Origin of the sequence: Bradyrhizobium sp. HKCCYLRH3059 (assembly GCF_051168035.1) — a bacterium.
Classification (GTDB): domain Bacteria; phylum Pseudomonadota; class Alphaproteobacteria; order Rhizobiales; family Xanthobacteraceae; genus Bradyrhizobium.
Map to the genome: position 1 here is coordinate 398,418 of NZ_JBNPUF010000002.1, position 24,725 is coordinate 423,142.

A 24,725-nucleotide genomic window follows, 5' to 3' on the forward strand; every position below is an offset into this window, starting at 1 on the left:
GGGGTTCGGGGGATCTGATGCTTCAGCTGCAATCGGCGTTCGGGACAATCGCACTGCTCGCGATCGCATGGGCGCTCGGTGAAAACCGGCGCGCGGTGTCGTTGAAACAGGCCGGGCTCGGGCTGGTGGTGACGCTCGTGACGGCCATCGTCCTGCTCAAGGTGCCTGCGGTCGCCCGCGCGTTCGGCGCCATCAACGACGTCGTGGGCGCCATCTCGTCGGCCTCCCGGGCCGGTACCTCCTTCGTCTTCGGCTATGTCGGCGGCGGCGCCCTGCCCTTCGAGCTGAAGGCGCCCGGTGCCGATTTCGTGCTCGCCTTCCAGGCGCTGCCGATCGTGCTGGTCATGAGCGTGCTCACGACGCTGTTGTTCTACTGGCGCGTGCTGCCGCCCTTGGTGCGCGGCATGGCCTGGCTGCTGGAGCGCACCCTCGGCGTCGGCGGCGCGGTCGGCCTGTCGACCGCCGCGAATGTCTTCCTCGGCATGGTCGAAGCGCCGCTGTTCATCCGGCCGTATCTGGCGCAGATGACGCGCAGCGAATTGTTTCTCGTCATGACCGGCGGCATGGCCGGCATCGCCGGCACCGTGCTGGTGCTCTACGCCACGCTGCTGGCGCCACTGATCCCGGATGCCGCCGCGCATTTCGTCATCGCCTCGGTGCTCGGCGCGCCGGCGTCGATCCTGGTCAGCCTGATCATGGTGCCGGAGACGTCGAAGCAGCTCACCGGCGGCGCGCTCGGCGATCCCGGGACTCAGGCCACCTCGACCATGGACGCGATCGTCAAGGGCACCAGCGCCGGGCTCGAACTCCTGATGAACATCGTGGCGCTGCTGCTGGTGCTGGTCGCGCTGGTGCATCTCGCCAACGCGATCCTGTCGCTCTTGCCCGCCATCGGCGGCGCCGACATCTCGCTGCAGCGGCTGCTCGGCCTCGTGATGGCGCCGGTGTGCTGGCTGATGGGCCTGCCGTGGTCGGAGGCCGTCACCGCCGGCAGCCTGATGGGCGCCAAGACGGTGCTGAACGAGCTGATCGCCTATGTCGAGCTGGCCAAGCTCGACGCCGGCGCGCTCGATCCGCGCGCGCGGCTGATCATGCTGTACGCGATGTGCGGCTTCGCCAACTTCGCCAGCCTCGGCATCATGATCGGGGGGCTCGGCACCATGGCGCCGACCCGGCGCGACGAGATCAACGCGCTCGGCCTGAAATCAATCGTCTCGGGCACCCTCACCACCTGCCTGATGGGTGCGATCGTCGGCCTGCTGACGTGAGCTGAGCTCGGTCGTCATCGGCAGCAGTTGCGGCACGATCCTCGCCATCACGAGCTGCGAGCCCTCCGCCGTGAGATGCGCATGATCGAACGACAGCGGGACGTCGCCGACCGTGAGCGGACAGCGTCCGCTCTCGCAGACCGCCGACAGGATCGAGACGTAGGAAAAGCCCTCACCACTCGGCAGCCCCGACTGCATGGCCGAATCCAGCGCGAAGATGTCCGAGCGGACGAAAGCCACGGGATCCGGCGCCATGCCGCGCAAGGTGGCGCGCGCCAGCATCGACGGCAGTCGCGCGCGAAATTGCACGGAGGGACCGAGCAGCACCACCGGAATGCCGGCATCACTGAGCCGAGACAGGGTCGACCTGAGGTCGCGCACCATTCCGGCAAAGCGCGGCGATCGGGCATCTTCGAGCCAATCGGCTGACATCACCACCAGATCGGGCCGGTGCGCCGCGAAGTAGTCGCGCATCTGGGCCGCCAGCGCGCGGCAGGCGGCCACGCCCTGCGTCTCCGCGTTGAAGGTCGGCATGCAGGTGGGCTGGCTCGCCTGCATGATGTTGACGGTGTCCGGATCGAGCTCGGCCTTGAGGCCGTGGTAGTAGTGCGCGGCAAAGCTGTCGCCCCACAGCAGCAAGTTGGTCTTGCCAGGCACTGGACGGAGACAATCCTCGGGCACGCGCCCGTCCGGCGTCGTGAAGCAGGTGCCGTAGCGATAGACCGGCTTCATGTCGTAGGCGTTGTAGGCGTCCAGCCGCTGCGCCGCGCGGTCGGCGTCCGACACGGCGCCGGCGCGCAACAGACCCACGCCGCTGCCGGCCAGCAGCAGCAGGCTTGCCAGCGCCGCAAGACCGAAGGCCGCGCGCGGGGTCGCTGCGAGTTTGCGATGCCGGAACGGCTGCTCGATGAAGCGCCAGGACAGCGTGGCGACTGCGACCGTGAGCGCGAACAACGCCACCCGCTCCCCGCCGTCGAGTGCGAGGCCGGGCTTGGCGAAGCGCGCGAAGGCGAACAACGGCCAGTGCCACAGATACAGCGAATAGGAAATGCGGCCGAAGAACGCCGCCACGCCGAGCGGCGATAGCGGGCTACGCGGCACGTTGGCCACGCCGGCGCCGCTCCACAGGAACAGCGCGGCACCGAGGCATGGCGCCAGCGCGTCGACGCCGGGGAAACCCGGTCCGGGGCGCAGCGCCAGAATCGGCACCGCCATCAGCAGCAGCGACAGCGCGCGGGCGCCGCGCCGGGCGAGACCAGGCCGCGGTGCGGGAAGGCCGGATATCGCGACCAGGCTGCCGAGCAGGAATTCCCAGGCGCGCGGCGGGCTGAGAAAGAATGCGCTCGCGGACGCGCCGCCTCGCATCAGCAGCAAACCGAGCGCGAACGAGCCGGCAGCCAGCAGCGCCAGCGTGAAAGTCAGCGCCAGCCTGCGGCCGCGCGCTATCAGCAACACGGCCCAGACCACGATCGGCAGCACCAGATAGAACTGCTCCTCGACCGCGAGCGACCAGGCGTGCAGCAGTGGCTTCTCCACCGCGGCGTGGTCGAAATAGCCCGACTGCTGCCAGAAGAAGATGTTCGAAGTGAAGGTGACGACGGCGGCCGCGGAACGGAAGAATTCGGCGCGCTCGGAGCCCAGCATGTCCTGCGACGCCGGAAGCGCCGCGAACGCCACCATGGCGTAGAGCGCCGGCAGCAGCCGCCGCACCCTCCGCTCGTAGAATTGCACGAACGAGAAGCGGCCCGCCGCGATCTCCGCGGCGATGATGCCGGTGATCAGGTAGCCGGAGATGACGAAGAAGATGTCGACGCCGACGAAGCCGCCGAAGATCGCCGGCGCCTCGAAATGGAATGCGACGACGGAGAGCACCGCGATGGCGCGCAGCCAGTCGATGTCCTCGCGATGTCCTACACCTGAAGCCGAGCCGGCGCCCGCGCTGGCGAAGCGGGGCTGCGTCGATGCGCGCGTGCGAGGCGCGCGCGGGATCGTGGGAGCGAACTGGACGACGAAGCGCGGCAACGGAACGGGTACGCCTTTACGCAAGCCCGCGGCGAACACGTCTTACGGATTCGTCGCCGGCCCATCCGTCCCAATGACGCGAGACCGGATGTCAACACACACGCGCGATGGGACCGCCGTCCATCGCACGCGAATGTTTCCATCCATTTCTGTCGGCTTTACGTCGACAGTTCGACGGTTTTGAAGTCGGCCGGCAGGATCACTTCCAGCAGCTCGACGTCGTCGGAATAGTCGAGGATCATGTGCCGGATCTTCGGCGGCTGGGTCCAGCAACTGCCCTCCTGCATCAGCGTCTCGCCGACGCCTTCGAGGTAGCTCTTCACCCAGCCCTTGAGCACATAGACCATCTGGAAGTCGACCGCATGGGTGTGCAGCTTGGAGACTTCCTGCGGATTGCACGGCGGCAGCATGCGGATGACATGCGCGCGCGCCAAACCGTGCGTCGCGTCGGCGATGCCGAGGTCGCGGTAATGGGCATAAGCGCGCAGGCCGTCGGCCTTGAAGTCCTCCTCGCGGTGATGGCTGATCGCGACCTTCTGTTTGCGGCGGCGCGGCGCCGGCGCTGGTCGCCCCTTGCTCGCCAGCGCCTTGCGCGCCGAGGGCGCAGCCGCCCGGCCCGGCTTGGCGGGCGTCTTCGCCAGCGGCTTGGCGCTAGTTCTCGTAACCGCCTTCGCCGTCGCCTTGCTGCTCTTGCCGGTCTTCAGCGCCGCTGACTTGGCGGCGGCGCGTGATACGGGCTTGGTCGTCCGGCTCTTGGTGGCCATGGTGCTCTCCCTACGAGTCCTCGTCGCGAGGGTAGCACATATTGGATTGGAGAGGCTCAGCAGCCGCTCCAACAAAGGTCGTCATTCCGGGGCGTGCGAAGCACGAGCCCGGAATCCATTCCTCCGCGCGTTCTGCCGCCCGATGGATTCCGGGCTCGCGCTTCGCGCGCCCCGGAATGACACCGGTCATGAGGCGGCAGCGGTGGCTGTCAGCCTCAATGCAGCCGGAACACGCCGTCGACAGCGCGCAGCTCGGCCGGCTTGATGAGCTTGGAATGCGCCACCGTGACCGAATACAGCGGACCCTCGATCTTCTCCTGCCAGAACGCCAGGAAGTCCTGCAGCGCTGGGAATTTCGGAAACAGGTCGTAGTTCTGCCAGACATAGGTCTGCAGCAGCGAGCGATGGTCCGGCATCCGATACAGGATCTGCGCCGTCGTCAGCCCGTAACCCAGCACCTGTTTCCGAAAGTCCTCGGAAACCTCAACCTTCGACACCATGCCAACCTCCGTTTCTGGAGCGCATGTCCGTGTGGCCATCCGGGATGGAGCCACCCGGCAAAGATGCGCTCACTGCCTAGAAATGTGACGCATGTCCTCAACCCATCTCAAGCTTAAATGTTTAACGACATGTTGAAAAATGCTGCATTAGCAGCCACTTAGCCCAGGTGCTAATACGGGGTTTCATGGTTCGTTCCGCTTCCGTTAACGCTATCGGAACGCGTTGGCAGAGCCCGCAGTTGACTGCTAATTTTTCTGCTACAAGCCCTTGCCCGGCCGAATGCTCTCCCCTAAATCCAGCCTGCGTGCTGGCACTCGCCGGCGCCGACTGCCAAATTCCCAGAAACTGACAATCGCCTCAATAGCTTAGGAGGACTGTATGGCTTTCCGTCCGCTTCACGACCGCGTCGTGGTCAAGCGCATCGACGCCGAAGAGAAGACCGCTGGCGGCATCATCATCCCCGACTCGGCCAAGGAGAAGCCCTCGCAGGGCGAAGTGATCGCGGTGGGCCCGGGCGCCCGCGACGAGAGCGGCAAGCTGGTCCCGCTCGACGTCCAGGTCGGTGACCGCGTGCTGTTCGGCAAGTGGTCGGGCACCGAGGTCAAGATCGACGGCCACGAGCTGCTGATCATGAAGGAAAGCGACATCATGGGCGTGCTCACCGACACCGCGTCGAAGAAGAAGGCCGCCTAAGCCAACCCGCTCAACGCTCACCCTGAGGAGCGCCTGCGGGCGCCCTGCCCAGGGTGAGACGACCAATTCAACTCAGGGAAACCCAATATGTCAGCAAAAGACGTAAAGTTCGGCGTCGACGCTCGCGACCGCATGCTGCGCGGCGTGGACATCCTCGCCAATGCCGTCAAGGTCACGCTCGGTCCGAAGGGCCGCAACGTCGTCCTCGACAAGTCGTTCGGCGCGCCGCGCATCACCAAGGACGGCGTCACCGTCGCCAAGGAGATCGAGCTCGACGACAAGTTCGAGAACATGGGCGCGCAGATGGTGCGCGAGGTCGCCTCGAAGTCCGCTGACGCGGCCGGCGACGGCACCACCACCGCGACCGTGCTGGCCCAGGCCATCGTGCGCGAAGGCGCCAAGGCGGTTGCCGCCGGCATGAACCCGATGGATCTGAAGCGCGGCATCGACCTCGCGGTCGAGGCGGTCGTTGCCGACCTCGTGAAGAACTCCAAGAAGGTCACGTCGAACGACGAGATCGCCCAGGTCGGCACCATCTCCGCCAACGGCGACGCCGAGATCGGCAAGTTCCTCGCCGACGCGATGAAGAAGGTCGGCAACGAGGGTGTCATCACCGTCGAGGAAGCCAAGTCGCTCGAGACCGAGCTCGACGTCGTCGAGGGCATGCAGTTCGACCGCGGCTACATCTCGCCCTACTTCGTCACCAACGCCGACAAGATGCGCGTTGAGATGGATGACGCCTACATCCTGATCAACGAGAAGAAGCTGTCGTCGCTGAACGAGCTGCTGCCGCTGCTCGAGGCCGTGGTGCAGACCGGCAAGCCGCTGGTCATCGTCGCCGAGGACGTCGAGGGCGAGGCGCTCGCCACCCTGGTCGTCAACCGCCTGCGTGGCGGCCTGAAGGTCGCGGCCGTCAAGGCTCCGGGCTTCGGCGATCGCCGCAAGGCCATGCTGCAGGACATCGCGATCCTGACCGGCGGCCAGGCGATCTCGGAAGATCTCGGCATCAAGCTCGAGAACGTCAACCTCTCCATGCTCGGCCGCGCCAAGAAGGTGATGATCGACAAGGAGAACACCACGATCGTCAACGGCGCCGGCAAGAAGGCCGACATCGAGGCGCGCGTTCAGCAGATCAAGGCGCAGATCGAGGAGACCACCTCGGACTACGACCGTGAGAAGCTGCAGGAGCGTCTGGCCAAGCTCGCGGGCGGCGTCGCGGTGATCCGCGTCGGCGGCGCGACCGAGGTCGAGGTCAAGGAGCGCAAGGATCGCGTGGATGACGCGATGCATGCGACCCGCGCGGCTGTCGAGGAAGGCATCCTGCCGGGCGGCGGCGTCGCCCTGCTCCGAGCGTCCGAGCAGCTCAAGGGCCTGCGCACCAAGAACGACGACCAGAAGACCGGCATCGAGATCGTCCGCAAGGCGCTCTCCGCCCCGGCCCGCCAGATCGCGATCAACGCGGGCGAGGACGGCTCGGTCATCGTCGGCAAGATCCTGGAGAAGGACCAGTACGCCTACGGCTTCGACAGCCAGACCGGCGAGTACGGCAACCTGGTCTCCAAGGGCATCATCGACCCGACCAAGGTGGTTCGCGCCGCGATCCAGAACGCCGCCTCCGTGGCTGCGCTGCTGATCACGACCGAAGCCATGGTCGCCGAGCTGCCGAAGAAGAACGCCGGCGGCCCCGCGATGCCTCCGGGCGGCGGCATGGGCGGCATGGACTTCTAAGTCCGACGCTTCGTCGCAGACGACAATTGCAAAACCCCGGCAGCGATGCCGGGGTTTTCGTTTGTGCTGGAATTGTCGCATCGCCAGCCTCGGTTTCGGGCTCATGCCCCCGATGCCTTCAATGCGTAGTTCAGATGAGCGCACGCCGCATCCCGAAGGGCGCAGGCGGGAGCGACATCGGGGGTATCACGAACTACGCAGGTGATCCCGCATGTCGCTTCGCTCATGCGGGCTACGGGCTCCGCGCCGCCCTACTTCACCATCGTCCCGATCCGCTCGAAACGGATCCGGCCCGGCTTGCCTTTCTCGGCGCTGGTGGCCGAGAAGAAGATCATCGCGGCGCGGCCGATGACATTCTCGATCGGCACATAGCCGATGGTGCCAAGCACACGGCTGTCGGTCGAGTTGTCGCGGTTGTCGCCGAGCATGAACAGCCGGCCGTCCGGCACAACGAAGACGTTGGTGTTGTCGAAGAAGCCGTGGCTGACGCAATCCAGCGTCTCGTAGCTCACGCCATTCGGCAAGGTCTCGCGCCAGCGCGTGACGCGCTCGTTCGCACCGCCCCCGCAGGCCGCCTCTCCGGTCAGATCCTCGACCCGCTCCCGCTCGACGGCCGTATCGTTGATGTAGAGCACTCCCTCCTTCATCTGGACGCGATCGCCGGGCAGTCCGACGACGCGCTTGATGTAGACGGTCGCATTGTCTTTCGGCAGGAAGAACTCGACCACATCACCGCGCGCAGGTGTCGCGCCCCAGATGCGCGCCGACGGCGGCAACGAGGAAGGCCAAGACAACGGCCAAGTGAAACGGCTGTAGCCGTAGGGATATTTCGACACGAAGAAGACATCGCCGACGAGAAGCGTTGGAATGTTCGAGGATGAAGGGATGTTGAACGGCTGATACAGGAAGGAGCGGATCAGTACCGGCGAGGCCAGCAGCAGGCACAGCAGCGCAAAGCCCGCGATGAAGATCCCCGCGATCGCCCACCACGGCTCGCGCTTCGGCCCGATGGCACCCGCATCCAGGCTCGTCATCGCGTCTCCCCCCTTCTTCACAGCCTGAGGATGATGGAAGGCCCGGCCATGCGCAATCGCCAAATGAACCGGCGGCCACGCGGCCGCTGATCACCTCCGGCGCCTGCCGCCCCGTCAACAGGAGGCCGCCCGTGGGCGACCGCACCGATTTGGGGCCTTCACCGCCCCTTCCGCCACGGCGCGTCGGCTTCCCAGTCACCGGCCATGATCGAGCCGTAAGGGATCACCTCGTCGGTCACCTCGCCGAGGCCGTAGCGTGCGATCTGCGCCCGTACCGACGCCGCGTTCTTGTAGGCCTGCGGCAGCTCCGACAAATCAGGCTTGCCGCAATAGAACCGCGCATCGATGCCCTCGGGCATCTCCGGGCGATGCGCGCGCAAAAACGCCTTCCGACCGAGATTGCGGCCAGCGCCGTGCGGCGCGAAGCCGAGCGCATCCTTGTTGTCGCGATGCTTCAGGATCAGCACCGGCTCGGCCATGTTGAGCGGCACGATCGTGCGTCCGTCATCGTCAGCCGAGAAGCCGGACCAGTTCGGCGTCGCGCCCTTGCCGTGGTAGTACAGGCCGTCGCTCTTCTGGAAGACGAAGTTGTGCTCGTTCCAGAACCGGTCCGCGACGGCGTTGCCGAGCTTCGCCGCAGCGAGATCGTGAATCGCGTGGTGATTGGCCCTGGTCCACAGCCGCGCGACCTGCAACGCCTCCCAATAGGCGCGGCCGTCGTCGCTCGACGCCTTGATCCAGGCGCTGTGCTCCGGGACCTTCGGCGCATGGATCGCGGTGTGCCGCTTCGCCACGCTCATGCCGCGCTTGTAGAGCTGTGCGCCGAAGCCGCGCGAGCCGTGATGCGTCACCAGCGCCGCCTGCCCGGTCGATTTGAGATGGCCGACATAGGCGAAGTGGTTGCCGTCGCCCTGCGTGGCGAAGTGGCCGATCGCGAAGCGCTCGAGCCCCTTCAGGAAGGGATTGGCCTCGAACCCTGCCATCACCTCGTCGGGCGGCTGATGCAGCCGGTCGCGTCCGCCGGGACCGAAATGGGTCACGGCGTGAACCGCATCGAGAATGCGCTTGGGATCGTCCTTGCGCGCGAACACCGTCACCGCCACCGAGCAGCAAATGTCGGAGGAATGGAAGCCCGGATGGATCGCGTCCTCACAGGCGACCACGCCGCCGACCGGGATGGTGCCGAGCGCCGTTCCCGACGGACAGGCGTCCGGCATCACGGCGCCGGCTACGATGGTCGGCACCCGCATCAACGCATCCATGTGCTGGGTCACCGCCGCGACATTGGCGCGCTCCAGCTCGTTGTCGGCCTCGATCAGCATCGCGAACGGCACGCCGTTGGTGCGCATCAGCGTCTCCGCCGGCTGCAGTTCCTGCAGCGCGGCGAAGATCGCGTCATCATCGGCGCCATCGGCCCGCATCGCATTGGCCGTCGCCAGTCCCTCCTTGAACCAGCGACCGGGCTTGAAGCCCCAGGCGATCAGGGTGTTTCCGTCGATCATGGCTCGTCTCACATTCCAATCAGGTCAGTTTGTAACATCCAGCGGCAGCTGCGTTCATTCGCCGCTCGTAGCGCGATCAGTGGCGCCTGTGCGTGCGTAGTTCGTGACACCAAGATGTTGCGCTCATCGCCGGCCAAGCATATGGCATCCGTCGATGATCTATACCCCCGACACTGTGCTGGCCGAGAATGGCGGAGGAAAGAGCGCGTGATCTCTCGATGCGTCATTCCGGGGCGCGTCGGCAAGCAAATGGCAAAGCCATTTGCGCAGACGGCGCGAGCCCGGAATCCATACTCCCGACGGTCAGTGTGAGGCACCGTCTCAACCACAAATCCCCGGATACAGATCGTCCCAATTCGGGTTGTTCTCCTCGATCAGCCTGATTTTCCAGTCGCGCCGCCACTTCTTCAGCTCCTTCTCGCGCGCGATGGCCGTGATCGCGTTGTCGTAGATCTCGAACCAGACGAGCTTGCCGATGTCATAGCGCGAGGTGAAGCCCGGAGCCGCCTTGGTTCGGTGTTCGTAGACGCGTCGAATGAGATCATTCGTGATGCCCAGATAGAGCGTCCCGTGTTTTTTGCTCGCCAGTAGATAGACGTAGTATGCCATCCGAGAGCCGTGGTTATGGATTCCGGGCTCAGCCGCTACGCGGCTGCCCCGGAATGACGCGTGGAGAGAGGTGTGATCTCTCCTCCCGTCATTCCGGGGCTCGCAGCGAGAGCTCGGAATCCATACTCACGAAACTGAGCTGCAATTTCAATTCTGTCCTACGCCCTCTCACTTCCAAGCGAGAGGCCGCCCTTGGGCGGCCTCTCTTCGATCACGCCGTCTCCGGCGCCTTCAGCCGGACCAGCCGCGTCAGCAGCGCATCGAGGCCGGCGCCGTCGCCGGCATGCAGGTCGATGCGGCCGACCTTCTCGACTAGGCGCTCCAGCGACTCCAGCTCCTTGAGCCGCAGCAGCAGCGGGTTCTCCTCCATCAGCCTGGCAGTGTTCAGGAGCGAGCGCGTCGCCGCGGTCTCCTCCTGGCGACGGATCAGGTTGGCCTTGGCCAGCCGCTCCGCCTCCACCACCTTGTTGACGAGCTCGCGGATCTCGCCGGGCAGGATCACGTCCTTCACGCCGAGCTCCGTCACCTCCACGCCCGAGCCGCCGAGCCGCGCGCGCACGTAGTCGCGCAGCTCGGCATCGAGCGAGGCCTTGGCGGCCAGCACCTCGTCGAGCGTGCGTGACGCCACCGCCTCGCGGATCGCGAACTGCACCAGCCGGTACAGCCACGCATCCACATCGGGCGTGGTCGCGACAGCCGCCTCCGCGTCGGCAATCCGCCGGAACGCCGTGAGCGTCACCCGCAGCGCGATGCGATCCTTGGTCAGCATCTCCTGCGCGGTGATCTCCAGCACTGTGGGCCGCATATCCAGGCGCTTGACCTCGATCTTGCGGCCGACCGCCCAGAAGGCGTGCCGGCCCGGCGCCAGCCGCTCCGTCAGCTTGCCGTCGACATGGAGCAGACCGGCCTCGTGGTTCTCGACCACGACCTCGGTCACAACGCTCGGCCGGTTACGCTCGATCATCGCCAGATGCCGCGCGCTCACACGCACGTCGCTTGCGATGTCGATGCGCTCGACCTCGACCTGCGTCGCCACCTTCCAGTAGACACGTGTCTGCCACGGCGTGAGCAGATGCGTCGGCCGGCCGTCGAGGCTGACGATCGCGATCTCGTTCGCGCCGGTCTCCACGGCCTCGAAGAGTTCGGCGGCGAGATCGGGCCGCGCGGCCTTCAGCACCGCGTAGCGCTCGGCCGGGTATTCGGCCCTGACCACGTCGTACACTTGCACCATCAGCCGGTGCAGCGGATCGAGCAGCGCATGACGGCCAGGACCGAGCACGCGCACGAGCTGGCCGTCACGCCACACCAGCGCCCGCTCGCCATCCTCCACCGTCACGGTCTTCGTCACCAGATGCCAAGTCACAACACACTCCCACAGCTTGCGTCCGGCCCATCGGCCGAAACGCGATTCATTGATCAAAGGACGTGAGGACCGGACGACGCTTCCTGCGTGAACCGAGCGGACCGAGGCTTGAGCATCTGACGATGCCGGGCGCACGCGCGCGGTCACACGAGCTATCAGCCCGAGCGTCCTTGCGCAGCCTTCCCGGCATCTTCAGACGCGGTATCCACCGCGGCACAGAGCCGGTTCTGCAGTGTCTTGATCTGGTCGAAATGCCCTAGAACTTTCTTCTTGGGCAAAACGGCCGGACCGCGACTGAAGCGCGCGTCCGGTCCTCGTCAGAGGCGATTAGCTTTTCAGGCTAAACCGAAGCGCTGGAGCGGGAGTCGAACCCGCGACCCGATGATTCACAGTCATCTGCTCTACCTAACTGAGCTATCCTTTGGTGGTGTCGATCGGAATCGAACCGATGCCTTCGGGCCTTCAACCCGACGCTCTCCATGAGCTACAGACTCCTTGTTCTTTGCGACGACGGAACACGGGACCGGACACCGGCCGCGCCAGTCGGGATTTCAGCGAGCCCGAACCAAAGTCATCACGAAGGACCGTGCTACTACACACAATCAACGGCACGCGCAAGACGTAGACATCGATTATTTTCGAACGATCTCATTCCGTAACTAATCGTCTACATATCGATCTACTCATAACGACGTCGCTCGCATGCAAATGCGGGCGACGCAATTTCGTAGCCCGGATGTCGCTTACGCCGAGGCCCGTTGGACCTCGGCGCACGCTCATCTGGGCCACCTCTCCTCACCGCTCCAGCTCCACGTCCCAATAGAGATAATCCTGCCACGTCTCGTGCAGGAATCTCGGCGGAAACAGGCGCTGCGCGGCCATCAGCTCGTGCCGCGTCGGCTCGAAGGGCGGCCGTCGCGGCTTGAGATAGCGCCGGTCCTTGCGCGCGTTGCATGGACTGCAAGCGGCGACGATGTTGGTCCACGACGTCTCGCCGCCATCGGCCCGCGGTACCACGTGGTCGAACGTCAACTCGCCGTGCAGATAGCGGCCGCCGCAATACTGACATTCGAAGCGATCGCGCAGGAACACGTTGAACCGCGTGAAAGGCACGCGCATCGCGGGCCTGACGTAGTTGCGCAGCGCGATCACCGCCGGCAGCCGCATGGTGACGCTCGGGCTACGAACGACCCGGTCGTATTCCGCGACGACGACGTGAGAGCCGCTGACGACTGCCCTGATCGCATCCTCCCAGCTGACCACTGACAGCGGGAAGTAGCTCAGCGGCTGGAAGTCGGCGTTGAGAACCAGCGCCGGATTTGTTGCTGACATCGTCGACCTCCTCTCTTCGCTTCAACCGCCTGGTCGTTCTGGCGCCCATGGCGGGAATCGAACCCGCCTTCCCGGATCGACGGTCCGGTCCCTTCGCCAGATGGGGACATGGGCCTCATGGTCTACCCGGCGCACCGCTCGACGCTCGCCGGCCATCGCGCCCGCCGTCCACCGCGTGCGGATGAAACGCGTCCGGATCGGTGCGATTGAGGTAGTCGAGATAGAGCTGCCGCGCGCGCGCCTCGGTCACGCCTCGGCACGTCATGACGATGCGCACGAAAGCTGCTGCCACCGGTGAATCCAGTGCGCGCGCAATGTCGCAAGTCTCGGGATCTTCGCCTGACGTCCGGGTCATCCAACCCTCCGCTTGGTGCGCGGAGGGTGCAGTCCCGCCGCTGTTATGCTCTTGCTGAAATCTGGAGCCCCGGTCGGGCCAGGATTTTCACGAGATCGCTTGGACCCTGACAGGCGACGCGCAGACCCGACCAATCGCTCGACCGATTAAAGGGTCGTTCGTTGGTGGCGGCGTTCGCGAGATGTGAGCGTAGGCTCAACACGGTCGTAGTCCTCAAGAGCGCGCCGGTGATGATCGGCGGCCGATTGCGATGGGGCAGAGCTATGCGCAGAATTTTCCGAAACCGTCAAGACCAAAGCGTGAAGCGATGACGTTGCCGGCTTCCGCAATGCGACGGATCTGCAACAGCCGGACTGCTCGTCGGGCAAATCAGTTGCGCATTTTCGCGCACGACAAGAGCACTGTCGCCCGCTCGAACGATCGAAGACGCGCGCGCGCGAAGGCTGATTTGTTGAGCCGGGTCAATCAGATCGCCCCGCTCGCCTCCTGTGCCCCGCATTTTCTTGTTTCCAAAAATCGGAAATCATGCATTCTATGCCGGTCCCGCCCTCATGAGAGGGGCGCTTCGCGATCGTCATGAACGTGGAGGGCGGGATGCGGTGGGCGCGTCGGGTTGCAGCGTGATCTGATCATGCGGACGAACGATCCGGCGCGCACGGCGAAGTCGTGATGTCCTGACACCCCGATGCTGGTGTCAAGGTCGAGGGAGACGAATGCTCCGACCGATGGTGGCCAGAAAGCCCGGCGCACCAGGGAGACCACGTATAAGCCGTAGGTCCATCGCGCGGGGAATGCCGGATGATGCGGCTGAACCTGTGGTGACTGCCGCCTGCTTTCTTTGTTGCAGGCGGGCCATGGGTGAGGCCCTCACCCGGCATTCCCCGCGCCCTCTCCTGATTTTCGAGGGCGACGTCGCTGGCAAGCCTCGGGCGTCGTTCGCCGCGAGAATGCGATGTCGTGTCCAGGAGTGTTCGAGCTGTGTATCCGTTTTCCCTTCTTTCCGTACGATCGCATGAAGCGGTCGCCCGGAGCGACGCCGATCCCGAAGCCGCATCAGAAATCGTGCGCTCGTGACTGCACGGCAGCCGGCGGATTCTCGATCTTGTAGCTCTAAAAGTGCGTGCTCTTGGAGATTGGGAGATCGGACGAGCGCTGCAAGTGAATGCGCCCTCTCCCACAAGGGGAGAGGACGCTGTATCGCGCAGCGTAGTAGTTAGCGATATAGCACTCGTGCGACGGGAATCACGGCGCACCTTTGCACGCCCTACAGTTCGGAACTACTGCTGAGTGTGTGAGGGCGACCATGCAGATCCCACCTCAACGCCTCCCGTCCGGCTCACTCGATGCGGGCGAGCACGGCGAGCTTGCGGATGCCCTTGTTCTTGTAGGCATCGAGGAACGCATAGTAGTCGCGGAACGAGACGCAGCCGTTGGAGTCGCCGTTCGGGCCGAGCATGAAGGTGTGCGCCAGCAGGCCGTTGCGACCGTGGATGGCGTCCTCGCCGCCGATCGGGTTGAGCCGCAGCGCCGGCACGCCATGGAACAGCGCCTCGCGCGGCTTCAGCTCGTAGATGTGCGGCGGGGTGACGCCGCGCATCTTGATCTTCTCCGAGCTCGGCTTGTCGAGGTTGTCGCCGAGGCCGGAATGCGCCTCGAGCTTGGTGCCGTCGGGCAGATACACCGCCTTGGCCGAGATGTCGTACACGGCCGTGCTCAAATCGTACGGCGGCCGGCCGCCGCGGGTCGGATCCTTGGCGATGCTGGCAGTGATGTTGGAATCAGCCGAGGCATAGGCCAGGAGCCCGCCATCCTGGTTCTCCGGCTTGCCCCAGAGCTTTTCCTGGATCGAGTGGCGCTCACCCGCGATCGACAGCACCGCCGCCTTGGCACGCTCGGTCATCGCGCGCAGCGAGAAGCCGCTGCTCTTCGGCGCATTGGCCTCGGCAGCCTGCGCCGGCGTCGCGGGCTGCGCGGCCGGCCTGGTGTTGGCGAGCGCCAGCTGCATCGGCGGCCGGGCATCCTTCTTCGACGCCTCGGCGACCTTCGCAGGCTCGGCCGGCTTGGCCTCGGCCGACTTGGTCTCGATCTGCCTGGTCTCGATCTGCTTGGGCGCGGCTTCGGCGAGCTTGGGCAGCGGCGGCGCGCCGTTCGCGGCGTTGGAGGCGACGCCCTGCGGCACGGCCGCGCCGAAGCGGTCGTTGAACATCTGCGGCGTGATGGCGGCGGCCGTGGTGACGGGCGGAGATTCCGGGAATGCCGAGAAGGCCTCACCCACCGCATCGGCGGCGCTGCGCGTCGCGAGCCGCGGCGCCGGGCGCACGACGGGCTCATCCTGCTCGATGCTGCCCAGGGTCGGATAGGCGTCGGCCGCGATGATCTTGGTATAGACCGTTACGGCGCAGCCCCCGATCAGGCATGCGATTGCCGCGCCACCGATCAATTTGTGAGAGAACGCGATCAGGGAGGACTTCCTGCGATTTCGTGCGGCCAACGCAGCTCGACTGTTACTCATTCACTCACGCCCGAACGAATACTCGACAACTCTCGCTCGATGCGCCACGGACACCCGCTTTGCATCTCGCAGAAGCACAGAGCTTCATTAAGGCGACTTTTAGTTAAATGCTGATTAAGTTTTGGCGGATTAGAGGCGGGTTAACCATCAGGGCCTGTTTTGCCGGCAAACAGGGCAGAAACAGGGCAAAACTGCAGCCGGAGGCAATATTGCCGTACCGGAAAAATCGGGAGAGGCAGCATCCGTCGGTCGCGCCGATCCGTAAAACAGCGCACGCCGCGTTAACGGTTGGGCCGGGGCGGCGGCGAGCGATCGATGATCTCTCGTATGCGTGCGCTGACGAGGTAAAGGCCGCAGGTCTCGCCAGTCGAAAGCCCCTGCTCCGGCAGGCCAGGTGCGCGACAAGCGCATCCGTAGCAACCCGGAGTTACAGGTGCTGTGGCCGCTGGCGACAGTATGGTACGGGACGATTCTCTGCGACACGCCGTCGGCGAATCGTACCGCGTCCGCTCCCGGCCAAGACGACACGAGAGGACCTCTCCATGCAGATCCCCGGCCGGAAGCTGGCCTTCGTGCTGGCCTCGACCAATCAAGGTACGATGATCGTCAACCGGCTCGACTATCGCATGATCGACGCCAACCGCGGCTACGGCGTCGGCTTCCAGATCCTCAACACCGGCGCCTTCGATCCGGGAGAGGTGCAGCTGGCCGTCCGCCTGCTCGGCGTACGCCGCAGGCACCATGGGGACGGCGCGGTCGCGATCGACTGCGGCGCCAATATCGGCGTCCACACGATCGAATGGGCGAAGGCGATGACCGGCTGGGGATCCGTGCTCTCGATCGAGGCGCAGGAGCGGATCTACTACGCGCTCGCCGGCAATATCGCGATCAACAACTGCTTCAACGCGATTGCGATCCATGCCGCGGTATCCTCCGAGCGCGGCGTGCTCAACATCCCGAGCCCGAACTATCTGACCCCGTCGAGCTTCGGCAGCCTCGAGCTGCGCCAGCGTCCCAACACCGAGTTCATTGGCCAGGCCATCGACTATGAGAACGACACGGTCGAGGTGCGCAAGCTTCCGCTGGACGATTTCAACCTGCCGCGTTGCGACCTGATCAAGCTCGACGTCGAGGGCATGGAGCTCGAGGCGCTCGAAGGTGCGGCGGCGACGATCGAACGCTGCACGCCGATCATGCTGGTCGAGAAGATCAAGACCGATGCCGACCAGTTGCGGCAATGGTTCGATCGCCGCGGCTACAAGACCATCGACGCCGACATCAACATGGTCGCGATCCACGGCGGGGACAAGGCGCTGGCGGACATCATTCCGCAGCAGGCCTGAGGCGCGTGTCAGCGCTGCAGCTCCGGCGGCGGCGTGCGGTCGAGGAGATCGCCCTTCGGCTCGCTGAGCGCGTAGAAGGCGTAGGTCTCGATGGTCAAGGACCCGCGCTTGCGCACGGCCTCGCCGACCTTCTCGATGCGGCCGAACGTGTTGCTGACGTAGACCCGCGTCGCGATCTGGGCCTCGTCGACGAAAAGCTGCGTGCCCGCGAGCTTGGCCGGATCCGGCTCCGGGAAATTGACCCAGCGGATGCGCTGGATCGGCTGCAGCACGCAGGTCCCCGGCGGCAGATAGAACGACAGCCAGGCGGTGGTGCCATAGTCCATCGCCAGCACGCAGGAGGCGCCGGCGCGCACCCGCGCCGCCTCGATCTCGGCAGCCAGCGGCCGCCAGCCGACGCCGACGCTGCGCACCGTGGCATCGCGCCGGTAGCCGGACAGCAGGCCCGTGTTGGCCTGCACGATCAGCGCGACGAACATCACGACGCCGACGGGCACGGCCCAGCGCAGACAGAACGTCGCGGTGCGCTGCTCGCGCGCCGACCAGGCGACGAGATGGGCCGCCGCCGCGGCAGCCACCACGAACGCCGGATAGACCGGCGCGAACCAGTTGGCCTCGACCCGCGCATGCAGCGAATGCCAAACGAAATAGGCGACGATGACCCAGACCATCGCCTCGATCAGGACGCGCGCCGCCGCATCCCCTGCCCTGCGCCGGGCCAGGCCGTAGAGGCCCATCAGGCCGAGGATGAAGACCAGCGGCGTCGCGAAGGCAAACTGCGTCGGGATGATCTCGGCGATGTAGACAGGCCTGACCGCCTCGACCCTGGCACGGCCGAGCTGCTTGATGAACGACACCCATTGGTGATCGGCATTCCACAGGATCACCGGCGCGAACAGCGCGAACGCCACGAGGCCGCCGAGATAGGGCCAGGGCGAGGCCAGCCAACGGCGCAATTTCGGCACGGCGACGAGCCAGATCAGGATCGCCGCGCCGAAGAACATCGCGGTGTATTTCGACAGCAGCGCCGCACCGACGGCTGCGCCGACCGCGAGCCACCACGCGCCCCTCCCCGTCTCCAGCACCTTGGCGCAGAAGAACAGCACGAAGCTGGAGGCGACCAGCAGCGGCGCGTCGGGGGTCACGATCAGTGTGCCGACCGCCGCCATCAGGGTGACGTTGAGCAGCAGCGCCGCGGTCGCCGCCACGCGCACGCCGCCGAACAGGATCTCGGCCGTGCGATACACCGCATAGCTCATGGGCAGGCCGAGCAGGATCGAGACGAGGCGCACGCCGAGCTCGCTGTCGCCGGCGATCAGCGTGCCCAGCCGGATCACGACCGCAACCATCGGCGGGTGGTCGTAATAGCCGCCCGCGAGATGCTTCGACCACATCCAGTAATAGGCTTCGTCGAAGGTGATCGGCGTGACTGCCGCCGCGATCAGCCGGACAACGATCAGGCCCGCGATGGTCAGCCAGACATTGCGGACCAGCCGGGCGTCGTCGGCACCTGCCGCAGATGTCATCGCTTGCGCCAGACGAACAATCCGGAGATCGCGTAATTCCAGACCACGCCCATCAGCGCGCCGGCGGCGCCCGCCAGCCACCAGATCGGCTCCTGGTCATAGACCGAGAAGGCGACGCCGACATTGGCCAGCAGGCCGACCGAGCAGACCAGATAGAAGACGAGCAGGCCACGCAGGATGGCAAAGCCCTTCAGCCGCTGGTCGCGATAGGTGAGGAAGTTGTTGAGGATGAAGTTCGAGGTCATCGCGACGAAGGCGCCGAGCGCCTGCGACTCCGCGAACGGAAGGTCGAACAAATTGAGACCGAGGAACAGCGTGGCGAGATGGACCACCAGGCCGGTGCCGCCGACCATCGCGAACAACAGGAAGCGCAGCGACACCACGTCGTTGGTCATCTTGGCCAGCACGAGGCCGAGGAAGTCGAGCGCGACCATCGAGTCGAGCTTGCTCTCGCCGTGCAGGCGCGAGCCGAACGTATAGGGCACCTCGACCGTCTTCAGACCACCCTCGGCGCTGGCGATGATGTCGAGCAGGATCTTGAAGCCCTGCGTGGAGAGCTTCGGCGCGATCTCCTCGAAGCGGTCGCGGCGGATCATGAAGAAGCCGCTCATGGGGTCGTTGACCTCGACCTTGAGCGCGCGGCGCGCGATCTCGGTGGCGAAGGCGCTGGCCCCGGCCCGCTTGCTGTCGAAGCTCGCGGCGCTGCCGCCCTCGATGTAGCGACTGCCGACGACAAGCTCGGCGGCGCCGCTCTGCAAGAGCGCCAGCATCTTCGGCAGCTGGGTCTCGTCGTGCTGCAGATCGGCGTCGATCACGGCGGCATAGGGCGCACTGGCGGCCAGGATGCCCTCGATGCAGGCACCGGACAGTCCGCGGCGGCCGATCCGGCGGACGCAGCGGACACGTTTGTCGCTGCGCGACAATTCGCGCACCACCTGCCAGGTGCCGTCCGGGGAGTTGTCGTCGACGAACACCACCTCCCACGGCACATCCTTGAACGCCGCCTCCAGCCGCCGGTACAGCGTGGTGACATTGTCGCGCTCGTTGAAGGTCGGAACGACCACCGAAACGATCGGAATATCAGCGGTTTGCGGCGGCGCGGGCATGGCCGGTCGGAGGACATCGTTCATGGTGCGGATGCGTATATCTGCCGCGTTCCACACTGCCAAGCGCAACGGCTGAAGGAAGGCGCAAAAAGCCCGGACTGTGGTGCCGGCGTGCACCGCTGCCGAATGAGCGGCCCAAAATGCCAACGACCACAAACAAAGGGCGCGCGTACATCCGGCGCAACCGCTCTGCCGTGGTCGTCTCGGTGCCGGAGCCGTTACAGCTCGACGTCACCGTCCCGACCAAAATGGGGTGCCTCGGCAGGATTGCAAGGGGTCCCTGGCCGGCCTAGTTCGGAACCTCCCGGACCACCGGTCCGCGTACGGCCGGAGCCACCGGAACCGTCTGCACCGGCGTGGGCGGCACCTCGACCTTGGCCGGCTGCATCTGACGGGCCATCGGCCCGACGGGAACATAGTAGAAGGCTGCCGCAAGCACGACAGCGGCGACGATTGCCCCCAGCAGGCCGCCGACCGATTCCGCTCTCATTGTCATATCTCCCCTTCCCGGCCCCGGCCCTGGATACACGAGGCTCCGGAGCACGGGAAGAGCGACGGCGCGACCGCGCCGAACTGGTCAGAACCGGCCCGGTTGACTATCGTCTCCCCTACCGCAACACCCTCGGCAATCAGCATCGGAATTGGTCCGTGAGCAAAGCCCCCGCACGCGCCTCGCAATCCAAGAGCCACATCTACATCGGCATCGGCGGCTGGACCTTCGCGCCGTGGCGCGGTGTGTTCTATCCGGACAAGCTGCCGCAATCGAAGGAGCTCGAATACGCCGCCTCGAAGCTGACCTCGATCGAGATCAACGGCACCTATTATGGCTCGCAGAAGCCGGAGAGCTTCCGCAAATGGGCGCGCGAGGTGCCGGACGGTTTCATCTTCTCGCTGAAGGGGCCGCGCTTCGCGACCAACCGCCGCGTGCTCGCCGAGGCCGGTGATTCCGTGAAGCGCTTTTACGACACCGGCGTGCTCGAGCTCGGCGACCGGCTCGGGCCGGTGCTGTGGCAGTTCGCGCCGACCAAGAAGTTCGACGAGGCCGATTTCGGCAAGTTCCTGGAGCTGTTGCCGCGCGAGCTCGACGGCCGCAAGCTGCGTCACGTCGTCGAGGTCCGCCATGACAGTTTCTGCGTCCCCGGCTTCGTGGCGCTGCTGCGCGAGTTTGCAACGCCGGTCGTGTTCGCCGAGCACGGCAAATATCCGGCGATCGCCGATGTCGTGGGTGATTTCGTCTATGCCCGGCTGCAGAAGGGCAATGACGAGCTTGCGACCTGCTATCCGCCGAAGCAGCTCGACGCCTGGGCGAAGCGGTTGCAGCTGTGGGCTGGCGGCGGCGAACCGGACGATCTGCCACGGGTTGACGACAAGCCGGCGAAGAAGATACCGCGCGACGTGTTCGCCTATGTCATCCACGAGGGCAAGGTGCGCGCGCCAGCCGGCGCGATGGAGCTCATCGAGCGCGTGAGCTGACGCAGGAGGCGCATGATGGCCAAGAGCAAGATGCTGTTCACCATCGGCTACGAGCACACGCCGGCCAAAGCCGTCCTCGACGAGCTGCAATCGGCCGGCGTCAAGCTGCTGGTCGACGTCCGCGCGGTGGCGGCCTCGCGCCGGCCGGGCTTCTCCAAGAGCCAGCTCGCCGCCGGGCTGGACGAGCGCGGCATCGGCTATGTGCACCTGCGCGGGCTCGGCACGCCGAAGCAAGGCCGCGAGGCGGCCCGCAGCGGCCACTACGACACGCTGCACAAGATCTACAGCGCCCATCTGAAGACGCCGCAGGCGAAGGAGCAGATGGACGAGCTGGCCTCGCTCGTGAAGAGCGCCGGTCCCGTTTGCCTGCTCTGCTACGAGCGCGACCACGCTCATTGCCACCGGCAATGGATCGCGGAGATCATCGAGGAGCGCGACCAGGTCCGAGTCGAGAATCTGATCGCGCCGCAGGTCTGACGTTTCACTCCGCCGCGCAGGTGAAGGATGACGCCTGCTCGACGTCGCCGCCGACATACTTGGCGAATTTCGGCCACGGGCACAGCGGCCGCGTCCGCTGCGGGCTCCATGTCGATGGGAGCTCCTTGTTGGCCGCATTGACCGAGGCCGTGATCGCCTCCGGCGCCTTGCCCTTCTCGACCCAGTCCATCAGCGCGCCCAGCGCATCGAATTTCTCCAGCGTGACGCCGCCGCCGCAATGGGTCTCGCCGGGCAGCGCAAACAGCCGCGCGAAACCGTCGGCCTTGCCCTGGACGTTGGCGTTGAGCTTCTCATACCAGCGGATCGTGTCGTTGATTGAGAACACCGGATCAGCCTGGCCGTGGTAGATCAGCATCTTGCGGGCACCGTTCTGGAACGCCGGCAAGGTTGGGTTATCGACCGCGGGCGGGGCCATGAAGTCCATCGCCGACTCCGTGAAGGGGCCTTCCTTGGCGTAGATCTTCGGCGCGTCCTTGTCGAAGTCGTAGGTCTGCAGCTTCTCGACGAGCTTGTCGGGCGAGCCTTCGATCTCGACCGGCGGCGTCGAGAAGATGTAGTTGAGCGAGGCGCCGCCCATGGTGGCAATGATCGGAAGGTTGTTCCACGGCGCCACCGGGCTTTCGACCTTCCAGGCGCGCCAGTTGCCGGTGCCGACGCCACCATCCACCGGCCAGTCGGAATACAGCGGCTCGCCCTTGGAATTGTGGGGGCCCGCGAAGACTTTCTTCAAGGCATCGACCTTGGCGGCCGGCAGACAGGCTTCGGTTGCCCCAGCGGCGCAGCGCAGGCTGTCGAAATCGAACGCCTTCTGGCAGGCTTTCAGGTTGGCCGTGAGGCCGTCCTTGGCGCCGTCGAGCCCGTCGCAGACCTCCGTGATCTTGGAAGCGATCAGCTTGGCATCCTCCCGCGTGATCGACTTGCGGATGTCGACGTCGGCCTTGGTCAGCGCCTGCACGTCCCAGGCGTGCTGCACGGCAGCGCGCGGCAGGTTGAAGCCGGGATTGCCGACCAGGAAGCCGTCATACTGCTCGGGCATGCGCTCGGCAGCCACCATGGTGTGGCGGCCGCCATTGGAACAGCCGGCGATGTAGGAATAGTCCGGCTTCCTGCCGTAATGCGCCGAGATGATCGCCTTCGCGATCGGCGCCAGCGTGATGTCGGCCGAATAGCCGTAGTCGCGGCGCGCCTGCGGATCGAGCCCGAAGGCTGAGCCGGACGCAAGCCCGCGCGGCTTGTTGGCGGGATCGTTGCCGGAGTGGCCACTGTCCGACGACAGCACGGCAAAGCCGCGGCCGAGCGGCGTCACACCGCCACCGACGAGACCGTCGGCCTTGTCGCCGAGCGCCGGCACCACCACGCCGTCATTGCCGCCATTGACCTGATGCAGGAAGCGGCCGTTCCAGGTCTCCGGCAGCCTGATCTCGAACTGGATCGCATAGGCATGGCCATCGACGCCGGTGCGCTCATTGACTTTGCCGGAGAGAATGCAATGCCGCGGCAGCCCGTCGGCGGCCTCCTGCAGCTTCGATCCCGTCAAGGTCAGCCCGGGGACCTTCAACGCCTCGGCCGTCACCTTGCTGCAGGCAACATCCTCAGCCCGCACCGCCTCCATCCCGGTTACGCACAAGATCCCTGCTGCGGCCAAAAACGACGCCCCGGTTCGGATCATGCATTCCCCCTGATGATGCTTCTCGTTGGGGGCAGTTAAACGCGGAGGCCAGCCAATGTAAATCTCCGACATCGCGCGCCGTATCGCCTGCGTCAGTGCAATTGCCAGATCTCGAACGGCCGGTCGTAGCCGCGCACCGACACCGCGCCGTGGAAGACGGCGTCGCGCGCCCCGTCGCCGGCCGCCTGCCGCACCTCGCTCGAGATCAGGAGTTGCGAATCGAACTCCTTGTTCAGCGCCTCGAGCCGCGAGGCGAAGTTCACGGTGTCACCGATGACGGTATACTCTTTGCGCCGCGGCGAGCCGATGCTGCCGGCGACCACCTCGCCCAGATGTATGCCGATCCCGATCCTGAGCTGCCAGGATGACGATGCGTTGACGCGCTCCATCGCTGCCACCATCTCGCGCGCAGCCATGACCGCCTGCACGGCGGCATCGCGCGACTCGAACGGCGCGCCGAACAGCGCCAGGAAACCATCGCCGAGGAATTTGTTGACGATGCCGCCATGACGCTCGAGGATCTCCACCAGCACCGCGAACGCTCCGTCGAGACGATCGACAACCTGCTGCGGCGTCTTCGACCGCGCCGCCGCGGTGAAGCCGCGGAAGTCGACGAACATCACCGCGACCTCGTGGATGTCGCGCGCCTCCGCCGTCCCCTCCTTCATCAGGCGCTCGACGACCTGGGGCGAGACGTGCTGGCCAAACAAATCCGTGACGCGGTCGCGCGCCGACGCGGCCTCGATGCTCGCCGCGAACTGGCGTCGCAGCTGCACGCTGACGGCACCGGCGAGCATCCCGCACAACAGGATGATGAAGCTGCGCTCACCGTGATAGTAGACCTCCGGATTCTGGCTGAGATCGATCGAAGGCCGGTCGAACAGCGCCACCACCAGCAGCTCCACCGCGGCAACCAGACCGGTGAAGCTCGACAGCCAGAAATCGAGACGAAGCGTCGAGAGAACGATGAAGATGAAATAGACCAGCGGCGCGCCGAAGCCCAGCGCCTTGTCGTGGCCGATGCCCTCGATCTGCAGGATGAGGACGAACGTTGGCAGCGAGGTCTCGACCAGGGCGCTGACATAGCGCCAGATCACCGGCACGTCCCGGCCGTGGCGGATGTCCGCCTTGATCCTGAACAGGATGAGAGTCTGGAAGCTGATGAATGCGACGATGATCGCGTAGACGTAGAGGACCCCGGTTCGGGTCGGCCAGATCCACTCCGAGATCCTGGGCTCGAAGATTTCGACCAGCACCGATATCACGAGAAACAGAGCCGCAGTGGCGATCAGTGCCCTCACCCGCAGCAGCTCGGTGTTCAACGTCTGACGCATCAGCGCCTGGTCGAACTCGGCCGGCGCTCCCGCCGGCGCTTCGTTCGCCTGTCCTCCTCCCACGATCTGCATCTTGCCTCAGCCGTTCCTGCT

General features: G+C 65.6%; 21 protein-coding genes and 3 tRNA genes. 6 read left to right on the top strand and 18 right to left on the bottom strand.

Annotated elements, in window-relative coordinates; translation table 11 throughout:
• The first annotated feature begins 17 nt into the window (after positions 1-17).
• The gene (locus ACQR13_RS08775; protein ID WP_434862747.1) at positions 18-1,268 is read left to right on the top strand and encodes a NupC/NupG family nucleoside CNT transporter; all 1,251 of its coding nucleotides are present in this window, start codon (positions 18-20) and stop codon (positions 1,266-1,268) included.
• Here ACQR13_RS08775 and ACQR13_RS08780 read toward each other — a convergent pair.
• From ACQR13_RS08780 to ACQR13_RS08790, 3 genes are all read right to left on the bottom strand, one after another.
• Positions 1,206-3,290 (bottom strand): acyltransferase family protein, encoded by a 2,085-nt coding sequence (locus ACQR13_RS08780; RefSeq protein ID WP_434862748.1) that lies wholly within the window; start codon positions 3,288-3,290, stop codon positions 1,206-1,208. The two genes, ACQR13_RS08775 and ACQR13_RS08780, sit on opposite strands and share 63 nt — an antisense overlap.
• Positions 3,291-3,448: 158 nt before the next feature.
• Positions 3,449-4,054, bottom strand: a complete 606-nt coding sequence (locus tag ACQR13_RS08785) for a cupin (protein ID WP_434862749.1) — start codon at positions 4,052-4,054, stop codon at positions 3,449-3,451.
• A 215-nt stretch (positions 4,055-4,269) separates the two neighbouring features.
• The gene (locus ACQR13_RS08790) at positions 4,270-4,554 is read right to left on the bottom strand and encodes an usg protein (RefSeq protein ID WP_315714735.1); all 285 of its coding nucleotides are present in this window, start codon (positions 4,552-4,554) and stop codon (positions 4,270-4,272) included.
• A gap of 379 nt (positions 4,555-4,933) precedes the next feature.
• On the opposite strand from ACQR13_RS08790, the gene groES reads away from it, so the two are divergent.
• Positions 4,934-5,248, top strand: coding sequence for a co-chaperone GroES (gene groES / locus ACQR13_RS08795; protein ID WP_315714736.1), 315 nt, complete (start codon positions 4,934-4,936; stop codon positions 5,246-5,248).
• Between the two features lie 87 nt (positions 5,249-5,335).
• The gene (groL, locus tag ACQR13_RS08800; protein ID WP_315714737.1) at positions 5,336-6,976 is read left to right on the top strand and encodes a chaperonin GroEL; all 1,641 of its coding nucleotides are present in this window, start codon (positions 5,336-5,338) and stop codon (positions 6,974-6,976) included.
• A 251-nt stretch (positions 6,977-7,227) separates the two neighbouring features.
• Here the strand turns inward: groL and lepB are convergent, their stop codons facing one another.
• The 10 genes from lepB to ACQR13_RS08850 form a co-directional block, all read right to left on the bottom strand.
• The gene (gene lepB / locus ACQR13_RS08805) at positions 7,228-8,010 is read right to left on the bottom strand and encodes a signal peptidase I (protein ID WP_434862750.1); all 783 of its coding nucleotides are present in this window, start codon (positions 8,008-8,010) and stop codon (positions 7,228-7,230) included.
• Positions 8,011-8,168: 158 nt separating this feature from the next.
• Positions 8,169-9,512: an RtcB family protein gene (locus ACQR13_RS08810; protein WP_434862751.1), complete on the bottom strand. Its 1,344-nt coding sequence runs from the start codon at positions 9,510-9,512 to the stop codon at positions 8,169-8,171.
• Between the two features lie 321 nt (positions 9,513-9,833).
• The gene (locus tag ACQR13_RS08815) at positions 9,834-10,121 is read right to left on the bottom strand and encodes a GIY-YIG nuclease family protein (protein WP_315714979.1); all 288 of its coding nucleotides are present in this window, start codon (positions 10,119-10,121) and stop codon (positions 9,834-9,836) included.
• A gap of 211 nt (positions 10,122-10,332) precedes the next feature.
• Positions 10,333-11,484, bottom strand: coding sequence for a slipin family protein (locus ACQR13_RS08820; RefSeq protein WP_315749397.1), 1,152 nt, complete (start codon positions 11,482-11,484; stop codon positions 10,333-10,335).
• A 354-nt stretch (positions 11,485-11,838) separates the two neighbouring features.
• A tRNA-His gene (locus ACQR13_RS08825) sits at positions 11,839-11,904 on the bottom strand.
• Between the two features lie 2 nt (positions 11,905-11,906).
• Positions 11,907-11,979: transfer RNA gene (locus ACQR13_RS08830), tRNA-Phe, on the bottom strand.
• Positions 11,980-12,279: 300 nt separating this feature from the next.
• Entirely contained in the window at positions 12,280-12,816 is a 537-nt protein-coding gene (locus ACQR13_RS08835; protein WP_315749395.1) for an HNH endonuclease, read from the bottom strand.
• Positions 12,817-12,855: 39 nt separating this feature from the next.
• Positions 12,856-12,930, bottom strand: a tRNA-Asp gene (locus ACQR13_RS08840).
• Between the two features lies 1 nt (position 12,931).
• The gene (locus ACQR13_RS08845; protein ID WP_315749393.1) at positions 12,932-13,108 is read right to left on the bottom strand and encodes a hypothetical protein; all 177 of its coding nucleotides are present in this window, start codon (positions 13,106-13,108) and stop codon (positions 12,932-12,934) included.
• Positions 13,109-14,507: 1,399 nt separating this feature from the next.
• A complete protein-coding gene (locus tag ACQR13_RS08850; protein ID WP_315749391.1) occupies positions 14,508-15,683 on the bottom strand; it encodes a DUF2778 domain-containing protein in 1,176 nt (391 codons plus the stop codon).
• A gap of 542 nt (positions 15,684-16,225) precedes the next feature.
• Here ACQR13_RS08850 and ACQR13_RS08855 point away from each other — a divergent pair.
• Positions 16,226-17,026, top strand: coding sequence for an FkbM family methyltransferase (locus ACQR13_RS08855; RefSeq protein WP_315749389.1), 801 nt, complete (start codon positions 16,226-16,228; stop codon positions 17,024-17,026).
• An 8-nt stretch (positions 17,027-17,034) separates the two neighbouring features.
• Here ACQR13_RS08855 and ACQR13_RS08860 read toward each other — a convergent pair whose 3' ends face one another.
• The 3 genes from ACQR13_RS08860 to ACQR13_RS08870 form a co-directional block, all read right to left on the bottom strand.
• Complete coding sequence (locus ACQR13_RS08860; RefSeq protein WP_315749388.1) at positions 17,035-18,552, bottom strand: glycosyltransferase family 39 protein; 1,518 nt, start codon at positions 18,550-18,552, stop codon at positions 17,035-17,037.
• The gene (locus ACQR13_RS08865) at positions 18,549-19,682 is read right to left on the bottom strand and encodes a glycosyltransferase family 2 protein (RefSeq protein WP_434862752.1); all 1,134 of its coding nucleotides are present in this window, start codon (positions 19,680-19,682) and stop codon (positions 18,549-18,551) included. Before ACQR13_RS08865 ends, ACQR13_RS08860 begins: the two co-directional genes overlap by 4 nt.
• A 265-nt stretch (positions 19,683-19,947) precedes the next feature.
• Positions 19,948-20,148 (bottom strand): hypothetical protein, encoded by a 201-nt coding sequence (locus ACQR13_RS08870; RefSeq protein WP_315714746.1) that lies wholly within the window; start codon positions 20,146-20,148, stop codon positions 19,948-19,950.
• 158 nt (positions 20,149-20,306) lie between these two features.
• Here ACQR13_RS08870 and ACQR13_RS08875 point away from each other — a divergent pair, with 158 nt between their 5' ends.
• On the top strand, positions 20,307-21,131 hold the full coding sequence (locus ACQR13_RS08875) for a DUF72 domain-containing protein (RefSeq protein WP_316186828.1): 825 nt from the start codon (positions 20,307-20,309) through the stop codon (positions 21,129-21,131).
• A 15-nt stretch (positions 21,132-21,146) separates the two neighbouring features.
• On the top strand, positions 21,147-21,608 hold the full coding sequence (locus tag ACQR13_RS08880; RefSeq protein ID WP_434862753.1) for a DUF488 domain-containing protein: 462 nt from the start codon (positions 21,147-21,149) through the stop codon (positions 21,606-21,608).
• Between the two features lie 4 nt (positions 21,609-21,612).
• Here the strand turns inward: ACQR13_RS08880 and ACQR13_RS08885 are convergent, their stop codons facing one another.
• Together ACQR13_RS08885 and ACQR13_RS08890 are read right to left on the bottom strand one after the other, a co-directional pair.
• Entirely contained in the window at positions 21,613-23,298 is a 1,686-nt protein-coding gene (locus ACQR13_RS08885) for a tannase/feruloyl esterase family alpha/beta hydrolase (RefSeq protein WP_315714750.1), read from the bottom strand.
• A gap of 92 nt (positions 23,299-23,390) precedes the next feature.
• Positions 23,391-24,704, bottom strand: a complete 1,314-nt coding sequence (locus ACQR13_RS08890) for an adenylate/guanylate cyclase domain-containing protein (protein ID WP_434862754.1) — start codon at positions 24,702-24,704, stop codon at positions 23,391-23,393.
• Positions 24,705-24,725 lie beyond the last annotated feature (21 nt).